The sequence below is a fragment of the Streptomyces sp. RKAG337 genome, assembly GCF_023701715.1.
Classification (GTDB): Bacteria; Actinomycetota; Actinomycetes; order Streptomycetales; family Streptomycetaceae; genus Actinacidiphila.
On record NZ_JAJOZA010000001.1, the window covers coordinates 5,549,262 to 5,562,754 of the forward strand.

Sequence of the window (13,493 nt, forward strand, 5' to 3'; positions counted from 1 at the left end):
GGGGACGGTGCGCATGAGTGAGCCGAGGCGCCCGCAGCGCGGGCGGCTGCCGGGCCCCGGCGGGCCCCGGAAGGCCGGGGCGCCGGGCGCGGCCGGACAGGGCTCACAGCGGTCGCAGGACGCCAGGAGGCCGGGCCGTCCCGCCCCGGGCGCCGCCCGCCGCCCCGCCGCCCGCCGCCCGCGCCCGCCCCGCCCGCCGGCCCCGCTGCGGCTGGGCCGCCCCAAGCCCCGGCTGCGGCTCGTCAGCGTCGCGCTGACGCTGGTGATGCTCGCGTTCGTCGTCCGGCTGCTGCAGGTGCAGGCCGTCGACGCGCCCGCGTACGCGGCCAAGGCCGCCGTCAACCGCTGGGTCTCGCACACCGTCGCCGCCGACCGGGGGACCATCACCGACCGGTCGGGCACCGACCTGGCGACGACCGTCGACGCGTACGACATCACCGCGGACCCGTTCCTGTTCACCTCCGCCCAGACGAAGACCACGGACGCGCCCGCGCAGGCGGCCGAGCTCCTCGCGCCGATCGTCGGCGGCGACGCCAGGACCATCGCCAAGAAGCTCGCCACCCCGAACTCCCGCTACCAGGTCATCGCCAGACAGCAGTCCCCGCAGGTCTGGAACCAGATCAAGGACCTCAAGCGGGCGCTGAACGACAAGGCCGCCAAGACCAAGGGCGGCGTCAACGTACTGGCCGGGGTCTTCAGCGATCCGCACACCAAGCGGGTCTATCCCGGCGGCGACCTCGCGGCCGGAGTGATCGGCTTCGTCAACGGCGAGGGCGCCGGCGGCGGCGGTCTCGAGGCGATGCTCAACCAGGAGCTCGCGGGCGAGGCCGGCAGGATCCGCTACGCCCAGTCCAGCGGCCGCCAGGTGCCGACCGCCGGAGTCCAGGAGCACCCCGCCGTGCCCGGCTCCGACGTGCAGCTGACCATCGACCGCGACATCCAGTGGGCGGCGCAGAGCGCCATCACCGCACAGGTGCAGAAATCCCGGGCGGACCGCGGCTACGTCATCGTCCAGGACACCCGCACCGGCGAGATCCTCGCGATGGCCAACGCCCCCGGCTACGACCCGAACGACCTCACCCACGCCAGCGCCAACGCGCTCGGCAACGCGGCCGTCCAGGACGCCTACGAGCCCGGCAGCGTCAGCAAGCTGATGTCGATGGCCGCGGTCCTGGACCAGGGCGTCGCGACCCCGGAGACCCACGTCACGGTCCCCGGCACCCTGCCGCGCGCCGACCGGATCTTCCACGACGACGTGGACCACGGCACCTGGTCGCTGACCCTCAACGGGGTGCTCGCCAAGTCCAGCAACATCGGCACGATCCTGGCGACCGGCCAGCTCGGCAAGACCCAGGCGCAGGCGAACGCGGTGCTCTACTCGTATCTGAAGAAGTTCGGGATCGGCGATCCCACCGGGCTCGGCTTCCCCGGCGAGACCCGCGGGATCCTGGCCAAGCCGCAGAACTGGAACGCCTCCCAGCAGTACACGATCCCGTTCGGCCAGGGACTGTCGCTCAACGCCCTGCAGGCCACCTCGGTCTACTCGACGGTCGCCAACGGCGGCGTCCGCGTGGAGCCCACCCTGATCCGCGGCATCACCGGTCCCGACGGCCGCTTCGTACCGTCCGAGGCGCCCAAGACGTCCCGGGTGGTCAGCGAGAAGACCGCCAAGACGCTGGCGACCATGCTGGAGTCCGTGGTCGGCGACGAACAGGGCACCGGGAACAAGGCGCAGATCGCCGGATACCGGGTCGCGGGCAAGACCGGCACGGCCAACCGGGTGGACCCGGTCACCGGCCGGTACAAGGGGTACACGGCCTCGTTCCTGGGTTTCGCACCCGCCGACAACCCCCGGGTCACCGTCTCCTGCGTCATCCAGAACCCGACCAGCGGCAGCTACTTCGGCGGGCAGATCTGCGGCCCGGTCTTCAAGCAGGTCATGGAATTCGCCCTCAAATCCCTGCAGGCCGCGCCCTCCGGCACGGAGGCACCGCACCTGCCCGTCGAGTTCGACCCATCGAAGAGGTGACAACGATCACATCCGACGGCGACCGACCCGGCCGGGACCGGGGGTCTTTTGGCCCCGACCGGGGCCAGCCCGGTAACCTCACCGCCGTGCCAAAAGCTGATCAGTCCCCCCTCAAGCAGCCGGGCGCGCCCCGCCCGTCCGCAGTCCGACCCAAAGCGCTGGCGGAGCTGGCCGCGCGGCTCGGTGCGGAGCCGCCCGCGGACGGCGCCCCCGCCACTGGCATCACCCACGACTCCCGGGCGGTCCGCCCCGGCGACGTCTACGCGGCGCTGCCCGGCGCCCGCTTCCACGGCGCCGACTTCGCCGCCCAGGCGGCGGACCTGGGCGCCGTCGCGATCCTCACCGATCCGGCGGGCACCGAGCGCGCGGCGGCCACCGGTCTGCCGGTCCTGACCGTCGACGACCCACGCGCCCGGATGGGCGCGCTGGCCGCCTGGATCTACGACGAACCGGGCGAGGACCTGCTGCAGATCGGCATCACCGGAACGTCGGGCAAGACCACCACCGCCTATCTCGTCGAGGGCGGCCTGCGGGCCGTGCACGGCAGGAGCACCGGCCTCATCGGCACCGTCGAGTCGCGGATCGGCGACGAGCGGATCAAGAGCGAGCGCACCACCCCCGAGGCCACCGACCTCCAGGCGCTGTTCGCCGTCATGCACGAGCGGGGCGTCCGGTCGGTCGTCATGGAGGTCTCCAGCCACGCGCTGGTGCTCGGCCGGGTGGACGGCGCCGTCTTCGACGTGGCGGTCTTCAACAACCTCAGTCCCGAGCACATGGAATTCCACACGGACATGGAGGACTACTTCCAGGCGAAGGCGCGGCTGTTCACACCGCAGCGCAGCCGGGTCGGCGTCGTCAATCTGGACGACGCGTACGGCCGCCGGCTCGTCGCCGAGGCCGGGGTCCCCATCACCACGTTCTCCGCCGAGGGGGACCTGGACGCCGACTGGCGCGCCACGGACGTCGAGACCGGCCCGCTGGGCAGCACCTTCACCGTCACCGGGCCCAAGGGCGAGACGGCGCGGGCCGCCGCCCCGCTGCCCGGCCCGTTCAACGTCGCCAACACCCTCGCCGCGATCACCGCGCTGGTCATCGCCGGAATGGACCCGCAGACCGCCGCGGACGGCGTCGCCGCCGTCCCCGGGGTGCCCGGCCGGCTGGAGGGCGTCGACGCGGGCCAGCCGTATCTCGCGGTCGTGGACTACGCCCACAAGACCGACGCCGTCGAGTCCGTGCTGCGCGCCCTGCGCAAGACCACCGAGGGCCGCATCCACGCCGTGCTCGGCTGCGGCGGCGACCGCGACCAGCACAAGCGCGGCCCGATGGGCGCCGCCTGCGCGCGGCTCGCGGACACCGCCGTACTGACGTCCGACAACCCGCGCTCCGAGGACCCGCTCGCGATCCTCGCCGCGATGCTGAACGGAGCAGCCGAAGTACCCGCCCACGAACGCGGGCACGTCATCGTCGAGCCCGACCGGGCCGCCGCCATCGCCATCGCGGTGGCCCGGGCCGAGCCCGGCGACATCGTGCTGGTCGCGGGCAAGGGCCATGAACAGGGCCAGGACATCGCCGGAGTGGTACGCCCCTTCGACGACCGGGAAGTACTGCGCGCCGCCATCGAGAAGGACCAGGAACAGCTGTGATCCCACTCACCCTCGCCGAGGTCGCTGACGCGGTCGGCGGGAGCATGCACGACATACCGGAACCAGGGACGCGCGTGACGGGCCCCGTGGTCATCGACTCCCGTGAGGTGGTGCCCGGCGCGCTGTTCGCCGCCTTCGCCGGCGAGCGCGTGGACGGCCACGACTACGCGGTGGGCGCCGTGAAGGACGGAGCGGTGGCGGTACTCGCCTCCCGCCCCGTCGGCGTGCCCGCGATCGTCGTCGACGACGTCGTGGCCGCGCTCGGCGCCCTCGCCCGGACCGTCATCGCCCGGCTCGGCGCGACCACCGTCGCCCTCACCGGTTCGGCCGGCAAGACCAGCACCAAGGACCTGATGGCCCAACTGCTGGAACGGCACGCTCCCACGGTGTGGACACCCGGCTCGCTGAACAACGAGATCGGGCTGCCGCTCACCGCGCTGCGCGCCGACGAGTCCACCCAGCACCTGGTGCTGGAGATGGGCGCCCGCGGCATCGGCCACATCCGGTATCTGACGGAGCTGACCCCGCCGCGGATCGGCGTCGTCCTGAACGTCGGGGCCGCGCACATCGGTGAGTTCGGCGGCCGCGATCAAACGGCCATCGCGAAGGGCGAACTCGTCGAGTCGCTGCCCGCCGCGGACCAGGGCGGAGTGGCGGTCCTCAACGCCGACGATCCGCTGGTGCGCGCGATGTCCGCGCGCACCTCGGCCCGCGTCGTGCTCTTCGGCGAAGGGGCAGAAGCCGAGGTCCGCGGGGAGAATGTCCGGCTCAACGACCGAGGTCAGGCGCTCTTCACACTCCGCACACCCACCGGGTGCGCCGAAGTGACCTTGCGCCTGTACGGTGAGCACCACGTGTCGAACGCGCTCGCCGCGGCCGCCGTCGCCGGTGAACTGGGCATGCCCGTCGAGGAGATCGCCACCGCGCTCTCCGCCGCGGGAACCCTTTCGCACTGGCGTATGGAGGTCACCGAGCGGCCCGACGGCGTGACGGTCGTCAACGACGCCTACAACGCGAACCCCGACTCCATGAGAGCCGCTCTGCGCGCGCTCGCCGCCATGGGGCGCGGGCGCCGTACGTGGGCGGTGCTCGGCGAGATGGCCGAACTCGGTGGGGAGTCCCTCACCGAGCACGACGCGGTCGGGCGACTGGTCGTCCGGCTCAACGTCAGCAAGCTCGTGGCCGTGGGCGGCTTGGAAGCCGCCTGGTTGGATATGGGCGCCAAGAACGAGGGTTCGTGGGGTGAGGAGTCGGTGCACGTGTCCGACGCGGAGACGGCGATCGACCTGCTGCGCAGCGCATTGCGCCCGGGGGACGTCGTGCTGGTGAAGGCATCTAGGTCGGTCGGACTGGAGCGCGTGGCGCTGGCGCTGCTCGACGGCACCGAAGGTGAGGTCGCCGCGCGATGAAGCAGATTCTCGTATCCGGTGTGCTCGGTCTCTTCCTGTCGCTGATCGGCACTCCGCTGCTGATCCGGCTGCTGGCCCGCAAGGGTTACGGGCAGATGATCCGTGACGACGGTCCGAAGGCGCACCACAGCAAGCGCGGCACTCCGACGATGGGCGGCATCTCGTTCATCCTGGCGACCCTGGTCGCCTATGCCGCGACCAAGGTCATCACCAGCGAGCGGCCGACCATGTCCGGTCTGCTGGTGCTGTTCCTGACCGCGGGACTCGGTCTGGTCGGCTTCCTGGACGACTACATCAAGATCGTCAAGCAGCGGAGCCTGGGCCTGCGGGCCAAGGCGAAGCTGGGCGGCCAGCTCATCGTCGGCATCGCGTTCGCGGTCCTGGCGCTGAACTTCTCCGACTCGCGCGGTCAGACCCCGGCCTCCACCAAGCTGTCCTTCACCCAGGACTTCGGCTGGACGATAGGTCCAGTGATCTTCGTCATCTGGGCGCTGTTCATGATCCTGGCGATGTCCAACGGCGTGAACCTCACCGACGGCCTCGACGGTCTGGCCACCGGCGCGTCCGTGATGGTCTTCGCCGCCTACACCGTCATCGGCGTCTGGCAGTACGGCCAGTGGTGCGGCGCCCCGCTCAGCGCCAACGGCGCCTGTTACGAGGTCAGGGACCCGCTCGACCTCGCGGTCGTCGCCGCGGCCCTGATGGGCGCGTGCTTCGGCTTCCTGTGGTGGAACACCTCACCGGCCAAGATCTTCATGGGCGACACCGGCTCGCTGGCCCTCGGCGGCGCGCTCGCCGGCCTGGCGATCTGCTCGCGCACCGAGATGCTGCTCGCGATCCTCGGCGGCCTGTTCGTCCTCATCACGCTCTCCGTCGTCATCCAGGTCGGCTCCTTCCGGCTCACCGGCAAGCGGGTCTTCCGGATGGCGCCACTCCAGCACCACTTCGAACTCAAGGGCTGGAGCGAAGTCCTGGTCGTGGTCCGCTTCTGGATCATCCAGGGCATGTGCATGGCCATCGGCCTCGGCCTGTTCTACGCCGGCTGGGTGGCCGCCTCGTGACAGCGCCGCACCCGGTGGCAACAGAACTGGCGGGCGTCCGCGTCACCGTCGCGGGCCTGGGCGTCTCCGGCGTCCCGGCCGCACGGGCGCTGCACGCCCTGGGCGCCGTCGTCACCGTCGTGAACAGCGGCGACGGCGAGCGGGAGCGGGCCGAGGCCGAGGGGTTGCGGGAGCTGGGCGTCACCGTGCGCCTCGGCGACGGCGACACCCTCCCCGAAGGCACCGGGCTCGTCGTCACCGCACCGGGCTGGAAGCCCACGAGCCCGCTCTTCGCGGCCGCCGAGGCGGCCGGTGTCGAGGTGTGGGGCGATGTGGAGCTGGCCTGGCGGCTGCGTGGCGGGGCCGACAAGAATCCAGCGCCGTGGCTGGCGGTCACCGGCACCAACGGCAAGACCACCACCGTCCAGATGCTCGCCGCCATCCTCAAGGCCGCCGGCCTGCGGACCGCCGCCGTCGGCAACATCGGCGTCTCGGTCCTGGACGCCGTGCTCGGCGAGGAGAAGTACGACGTCCTGGCCGTCGAGCTGTCCAGCTACCAGCTGCACTGGGCGCCCAGCGTCAGGCCGCACTCCGCGGCCGTCCTCAACCTCGCGCCCGACCACCTGGACTGGCACGGCTCCATGGCGGCGTACGCCGCCGACAAGGGCCGGATCTACGAGGGCAACCAGGTCGCCTGCGTGTACAACACCGCGGACCCGGCGACCGAGGCACTGGTCCGCGAGGCGGACGTCGAGGAGGGGGCCCGCGCGATCGGCTTCACCCTCGGCAGCCCGGGCCCGTCCCAGTTCGGAGTGGTGGACGGCATCCTGCTCGACCGCGCCTTCGTCGAGGGACGGCACAAGAACGCCCAGGAGCTCGCGGAAGTCTCCGACGTCCAGCCGCCCGCCCCGCACAACATCGCCAACGCGCTGGCCGCCGCGGCGCTGGCCCGTGCCTTCGGCGTCGAACCGGCCGCCGTACGCGACGGGCTGCGCGCCTTCCGGCCCGACGCCCACCGCATCGCCCTCGTGGAGACCGTCGACGACGTCGCCTACGTGGACGACTCCAAGGCCACCAACACGCACGCCGCCGAGGCCTCGCTGGCCGCCTACGAGTCCATCGTGTGGATCGCCGGCGGCCTCGCCAAGGGCGCCACGTTCGACGAGTTGGTCCGCAGGTCCGCCCCGCGGCTGCGCGGCGCGGTGCTGATGGGCGCCGACCGCGCGCTGATCCGCGAAGCGCTCGCGCGACACGCCCCCGAGGTCCCGGTCACCGACCTGGAACGGACCGACACTGGGGCGATGGCCGCGGCGGTGGAGGCGGCGAGGGAGCTCTCCCGGCCGGGTGACACGGTTCTGCTGGCACCGGCCTGCGCCTCCATGGACATGTTCACCAACTACGGCAAGCGTGGCGAGGCATTCGCCGAGGCCGTGCGGGCCCTGGTACCCGAGAGCGCGGGACACGACAAGTAGCCGGGCGTCCCCGCGCCGCTGACGACCCCCAGGTCGTGAACCCCCGGCGCCGCACCACTGGAGGGGACGCATGACGGCCGACCGTTCCGCCGCCCGCGGCGTGGAGCGCCGTTCCCGGGAAGGGGCGGCCCGCGTGCTGCCCGCCAAGCGCGTCGCTGCGGGCCCCGTCAGGCCCGCCGTACCCGCTCCGGCACGCAAGGAGACCAGGACCCGGCGGTCCGGCCCCCTGGGGGGCCCACGCAGGCTCCACGACCGCCTCCAGGCGGCCTGGGACCGGCCGCTCACCGCGTATTATCTGATCCTCGGCGGAAGCCTGCTCATCACCGTTCTCGGGCTGGTGATGGTCTACTCCGCGTCGATGATCCAGGCGCTGCGCTACGGCTACCCCTCCACGTACTACTTCCGCAAGCAGTTGCTGGCCGCCGCCATCGGCACCGTGCTGCTGATCTCCGCGGCGCGGATGCCCGTCAAGCTGCACCGCGCGCTGGCGTATCCGCTGCTGCTCGGCGCCGTTTTCCTGATGTGCCTGGTCCAGGTGCCGGGAATAGGGGAAACGGTCAACGGCAATACCAACTGGATCTCTCTCGGCGGGCCTTTCCAGCTGCAGCCCAGCGAATTCGGCAAGCTCGCACTCGTCCTGTGGGGCGCCGACCTGCTGGCCCGCAAGAGCGACAAGAACCTGCTCATCCAGTGGAAGCACCTGCTGGTGCCCCTGGTGCCGGTGACATTCATGGTGCTCGGCCTGATCATGCTCGGCGGCGACATGGGCACCACGATCATCCTCACCGCGATTCTCTTCGGCCTGCTCTGGCTGGCCGGTGCGCCCACCCGGTTGTTCGTGGGAGTGCTTTCCGGCGCGGCCTTCCTCGCGTTCCTGGCCATCAAGACCAGCCCCAACCGGATGTCACGGCTCGGCTGCATCGCGGCGAGCGATCCGGGCACCAACGACCAGTGCTGGCAGGCCGTGCACGGGATCTACGCCCTCGCATCCGGTGGCTGGTTCGGTTCCGGACTGGGCGCGAGTATGGAAAAATGGGGCGAACTGCCCGAGCCGCACACCGACTTCATCTTCGCCGTCACCGGGGAGGAACTGGGTCTCGCGGGGACGCTGTCGGTTCTCGCCCTCTTCGCGGCCCTAGGCTATGCGGGTATCCGCGTGGCCGGTCGTACGGAGGACCCCTTCGTCAGGTTCGCAGCGGGTGGCGTGACAACCTGGATCACGGCTCAGGCCGTGATCAACATTGGTGCGGTGCTCGGCCTGCTGCCGATCGCCGGAGTCCCGCTTCCGCTGTTCTCCTACGGAGGTTCGGCCCTCCTGCCGACGATGTTCGCGATCGGGTTGCTCATCTCCTTCGCAAGGAGTGAGCCCGGGGCGCGAGCGGCACTGGCCGTGCGCGGACCCGGGGTGATGTCACGGACGATGAGACGGTTCGTCAAAGGACGGCCGTCCGGGAAGCGGTGAATTTCGGTGCATGTCGTACTCGCCGGTGGGGGGACCGCCGGCCACATCGAGCCTGCGCTCGCGCTCGCCGATGCCCTGCGCAGGCAGGACCCGACCGTAGGAATCACAGCGCTCGGCACGGAGAAGGGCCTGGAGACCAGGCTCGTCCCGGAGCGCGGTTATGAACTGGCGCTGATCCCGGCCGTTCCGCTGCCACGCCGCCCCACGCCCGAACTGATCACCGTCCCCGGACGGCTGCGCGGCACCATCAAGGCCGCGGAGCAGATCCTGGAACGCACCAAGGCCGATGTGGTCGTCGGGTTCGGCGGCTACGTCGCGCTGCCCGGCTATCTCGCCGCCAAGCGGCTCGGTGTGCCGATCGTCGTCCACGAGGCCAACGCCCGCCCCGGCCTCGCCAACAAGATCGGCTCGCGCTACGCCCACGGCGTGGCCGTCAGCAGCCCGGACAGCAAGCTGCGCAACGCCCGTTACATCGGCATCCCGCTGCGCCGGACGATCGCCACCCTCGACCGGGCCGCCGTGCGCGCCGAGGCGCGGGCCTATTTCGGCCTCGACCAGAACCTTCCGACGCTGCTGGTCTCCGGAGGCTCCCAGGGGGCCCGCCGGCTGAACGAGGTGATCGCCACGGTCGCCCCGCGACTGCAGCAGTCGGGCGTCCAGATCCTGCACGCCGTCGGCCCGAAGAACGAACTTCCGGTCGCCGACAACATGCCCGGAATGCCGCCCTACCGCCCGGTTCCGTACATCGACCGGATGGATCTCGCCTACGCGGCCGCCGACATGATGCTCTGCCGGGCCGGCGCGATGACCGTCGCCGAGCTGTCCGCGGTCGGCCTGCCGGCCGCCTACGTCCCGCTGCCGATCGGCAACGGCGAACAGCGCCTCAACGCCCAGCCGCTGGTCAAGGCGGGCGGCGGGCTGCTGGTGGACGACGCGGAGGTGACCCCGGACTGGGTCATCGGCAACGTCCTCCCGGTGCTCACCGATCCGCACCGGCTGTACGAGATGTCCCGGCACGCCGCCGAGTTCGGCCGCCCCGACGCCGACGACCTGCTGGTCGGCATGGTGTACGAGGCGATCGCCGCCCGCCGGGCAGGATAGGAGCCCCCCGGCGGGCTTGGACAGCAAGCCCGCCCAGGGGCGCCCCCGGTCAGCTTCCGGGGGCGGCCAGGGCGCAGGAAGGGGCGAACGCATGGCCGGACCGACCACCGCCGAACGCGGCGAGAAGGCGGAGCCGACCGCCCCCGCGCGTCGCACGCCCGCCCGCCGCAGGCGCGCGCGCCGCGCCGTGCTGATCCTGCTCGTCCTCGTCACCGTGCTGACCGCCGCCGGGACATGGCTGGTCTACGGCTCGTCCTGGCTGCGGGCGCGGCACGTCACGGTCAGCGGCACCAAGGTGCTCACCGCCGACGAGGTGCGCGCCGCCGCGGCCGTTCCGCTCGGGGGCCCGCTCGCCTCGGTCGACACCGGTGCCGTCGAACGCCGGCTGCTCACCGCCCTGCCGCGGATCGCCGAGGTGACCGTCGAACGGGACTGGCCGCACGGCATCGGCCTGAAAGTGACCGAGAGAACGCCTTCCGCGGTACTGAAGAGCGGCGAAAAGTTCATCGAAGTGGACGTGGAAGGCGTACGTTTCGCCACCGTCGTCACCGCGCCGGCCGGTGCGCCTCTCGTGGAATTGACTCCGGATCAGTCTCCGAGCCTTCTCCACTTCGGAACAAAGAGCCTGCTGCGGGCGGCCGTCGAAGTCTCCGCGAGTCTCCCCGATTCCGTCCGCAAGGATGCCCGTGTCATCAGGATGCGGTCCTATGACAGCGTCACCGTCGAACTGTCCGGCGGCCGGACCGTGGTGTGGGGGAGCTCCGAAGAGGGTGCGCAGAAGGCGTCGGTGCTGATCGCTCTGATGAAGGCCGCGAAAAACGCGAACAGATTCGATGTAAGCGCTCCCAGCGCCCCTGCGGCATCGGGAAGTTGACGACGGGTATCCCGGTTCGCCCCCTGGTTCGCCCGACCGGGCCGTGATCACATAGGGTCAAAAGAAAAACGGGAGGTTCGGCGTGTTCGTTGAACGCACACCGCTTGTCGACTTAGTGTCCTGTCCCAAGGAACGCATGGGACAGGCATACTGGTAACCCTAAACCTCAGCGTTAGGGTTCGGGGCAGCACCGGCGAACGTACCGACCGTCCCACAGGCATACGTAACTCGAGGCGAGAGGCCTTCGACGTGGCAGCACCGCAGAACTACCTCGCAGTCATCAAGGTCGTCGGAATCGGCGGCGGTGGCGTCAATGCCATCAACCGGATGATCGAGGTCGGTCTCAAGGGCGTCGAGTTCATCGCGATCAACACCGATGCGCAGGCCCTCCTGATGAGCGACGCCGACGTCAAGCTCGACGTCGGCCGCGAACTCACCCGCGGCCTCGGCGCCGGCGCGAACCCCGATGTCGGCCGCAAGGCCGCCGAGGACCACCGCGAAGAGATCGAAGAAGTGCTCAAGGGCGCCGACATGGTCTTCGTCACCGCGGGCGAGGGCGGCGGCACCGGCACCGGTGGCGCACCCGTGGTCGCCAACATCGCCCGTTCGCTGGGCGCCCTGACGATCGGTGTGGTCACCCGGCCCTTCACCTTCGAGGGACGCCGCCGCGCCAACCAGGCGGAGGACGGCATCGCCGGTCTCCGCGACAATGTCGACACTCTCATCGTCATCCCCAACGACCGGCTGCTGTCCATCTCGGACCGCCAGGTCAGCGTGCTCGACGCGTTCCGGTCCGCGGACCAGGTGCTGCTGTCCGGCGTGCAGGGGATCACCGATCTGATCACCACCCCGGGTCTCATCAACCTGGACTTCGCCGATGTGAAGTCCGTGATGTCCGAAGCGGGTTCCGCCCTGATGGGCATCGGTTCGGCCCGTGGCGACGACCGCGCGGTCGCGGCCGCGGAGATGGCCATCTCCTCGCCGCTGCTCGAAGCGTCCATCGACGGTGCCCGCGGAGTGCTGCTCTCCATCTCCGGCGGCTCCGACCTCGGCCTGTTCGAGATCAACGAGTCGGCTCAGCTGGTGAGCGAGGCCGCGCACCCCGAGGCCAACATCATCTTCGGCGCGGTCATCGACGACGCGCTCGGCGACGAGGTCCGGGTCACCGTCATCGCGGCCGGCTTCGACGGCGGCCAGCCGCCGCCCAAGGGCAGCCGCGACAAGGTGCTCGGCGCGTACGGCGCCCGCGAGGAGACCCCCGCGACCGGCCCCGCCCGGGTCGGCAACCAGGCCGAGGCCCCGCGCCCGACCTCCTACAGCGGCCTCGGCAGTGTGCCGGTCCGCGCCGAGGAGCCGGAGCCCGTCGGCCCCTCCAATGAAGTACCGGCGACTCCCGTAGCCCCGCCGCACGTGCCGCCGGCCCGTCCGTACCAGGACTCCGCGGCGGAAGAGCTGGACGTACCCGATTTCCTGAAGTGAGCTTCCCTCAGTTCCTCGGGTGAAGTGACCTTCTTGTCCTCTTGTTCGTGAAGTGGCCGGGTTCGGCCCCTCGGTGAACGGCGCGCATTTCGTCCCTCCTCAGGAAGGGGCGCGATGAGCGCCGTTCGCTGTGTATCCGCCCAACTCGCCCGATTCGAGACGGCTACGGGTGAGATATCCCATGTTCGTACCATCGGATCGACTGAAGGAACGTGAGCGAGGCAGTGACGGATCGCAAGGCCCAACTGGCCGCGAATCTGGCCCGGGTCGAGGAGCGCATCACCGCCGCGTGCGACGCGGCGGGCCGCGACCGCAAGGACGTGACGCTCGTGGTGGTCACCAAGACCTACCCCGCGAGCGATGTGCGTTTTCTCTCGGAACTCGGCGTTCAGCAGGTCGCGGAGAACCGCGACCAGGACGCCGCCCCGAAGGCGGCCGAGTGCGCGGATCTGCCGCTGACCTGGCACTTCGTGGGCCAGTTGCAGACCAATAAAGTCCGTTCCGTGGTCGGTTACGCCGATGTCGTGCACTCCGTCGACCGGCTCCGGCTGGTCGGCGCGCTGTCCACCGCGGCGGTCGCCCGCGGCCGCGAGGTGGGCTGTCTGGTCCAGGTGGCCCTTGACGCCGAGTCAGGGACCCAGGGCAGCAGGGGCGGAGTCGCGCCCGACGTCGTCGGCGGCCTCGCCGACGCGATCGCCGCGGCGCCGGGCCTCCGGCTCGACGGGCTGATGACGGTCGCTCCGCTCGACGGCCCGTACCGGGGCCAACCACGCGCCGCCTTCGATCGGCTGGTGGAAATCTCATCCGGCCTGCGCGCGGCCCATCCGGCTGCCACCATGGTCTCGGCAGGGATGAGCGCCGACCTGGAGCAGGCGGTGGCGGCGGGAGCGACACATGTACGCGTCGGTACTGCGGTACTCGGAGTCCGTCCCGGGCTCCGGTAACGTCACCAAACAAGTCGGACCACAGCAATAAATATGGTCT

Annotated in this window: 10 protein-coding genes; all 10 read left to right on the forward strand. The window is 70.9% G+C overall.

All coding sequences use genetic code 11. The features are described 5' to 3' along the window. Positions 1-13 precede the first annotated feature (13 nt). A complete protein-coding gene (locus LNW73_RS24625; protein ID WP_250991416.1) occupies positions 14-2,029 on the forward strand; it encodes a peptidoglycan D,D-transpeptidase FtsI family protein in 2,016 nt (671 codons plus the stop codon). Further along, positions 2,026-3,672, forward strand: a complete 1,647-nt coding sequence (locus tag LNW73_RS24630) for a UDP-N-acetylmuramoyl-L-alanyl-D-glutamate--2,6-diaminopimelate ligase (RefSeq protein ID WP_250975431.1) — start codon at positions 2,026-2,028, stop codon at positions 3,670-3,672. Before LNW73_RS24625 ends, LNW73_RS24630 begins: the two co-directional genes overlap by 4 nt. Next, positions 3,669-5,081: a UDP-N-acetylmuramoyl-tripeptide--D-alanyl-D-alanine ligase gene (locus LNW73_RS24635; RefSeq protein ID WP_250991417.1), complete on the forward strand. Its 1,413-nt coding sequence runs from the start codon at positions 3,669-3,671 to the stop codon at positions 5,079-5,081. Before LNW73_RS24630 ends, LNW73_RS24635 begins: the two co-directional genes overlap by 4 nt. Beyond that, positions 5,078-6,142: a phospho-N-acetylmuramoyl-pentapeptide-transferase gene (gene mraY / locus LNW73_RS24640; protein WP_138356957.1), complete on the forward strand. Its 1,065-nt coding sequence runs from the start codon at positions 5,078-5,080 to the stop codon at positions 6,140-6,142. The genes LNW73_RS24635 and mraY overlap by 4 nt, the downstream gene beginning before the upstream one ends. A 14-nt stretch (positions 6,143-6,156) precedes the next feature. Continuing rightward, positions 6,157-7,593, forward strand: a complete 1,437-nt coding sequence (gene murD / locus LNW73_RS24645; RefSeq protein WP_250993027.1) for a UDP-N-acetylmuramoyl-L-alanine--D-glutamate ligase — start codon at positions 6,157-6,159, stop codon at positions 7,591-7,593. Between the two features lie 136 nt (positions 7,594-7,729). Further along, positions 7,730-9,055 carry a putative lipid II flippase FtsW gene (ftsW, locus tag LNW73_RS24650; protein WP_374118279.1) on the forward strand — a complete coding sequence of 442 codons (1,326 nt, stop codon included), beginning with the start codon at positions 7,730-7,732 and terminating at the stop codon, positions 9,053-9,055. Between the two features lie 6 nt (positions 9,056-9,061). Continuing rightward, positions 9,062-10,156 (forward strand): undecaprenyldiphospho-muramoylpentapeptide beta-N-acetylglucosaminyltransferase, encoded by a 1,095-nt coding sequence (murG, locus tag LNW73_RS24655; protein ID WP_250975428.1) that lies wholly within the window; start codon positions 9,062-9,064, stop codon positions 10,154-10,156. 91 nt (positions 10,157-10,247) lie between these two features. Next, positions 10,248-11,030 (forward strand): cell division protein FtsQ/DivIB, encoded by a 783-nt coding sequence (locus LNW73_RS24660; protein WP_250991419.1) that lies wholly within the window; start codon positions 10,248-10,250, stop codon positions 11,028-11,030. Positions 11,031-11,279: 249 nt separating this feature from the next. Next, on the forward strand, positions 11,280-12,509 hold the full coding sequence (gene ftsZ, locus LNW73_RS24665; RefSeq protein ID WP_250991420.1) for a cell division protein FtsZ: 1,230 nt from the start codon (positions 11,280-11,282) through the stop codon (positions 12,507-12,509). Positions 12,510-12,733: 224 nt separating this feature from the next. Then, on the forward strand, positions 12,734-13,453 hold the full coding sequence (locus LNW73_RS24670) for a YggS family pyridoxal phosphate-dependent enzyme (protein ID WP_250991421.1): 720 nt from the start codon (positions 12,734-12,736) through the stop codon (positions 13,451-13,453). The last annotated feature ends 40 nt before the right edge of the window (positions 13,454-13,493 follow it).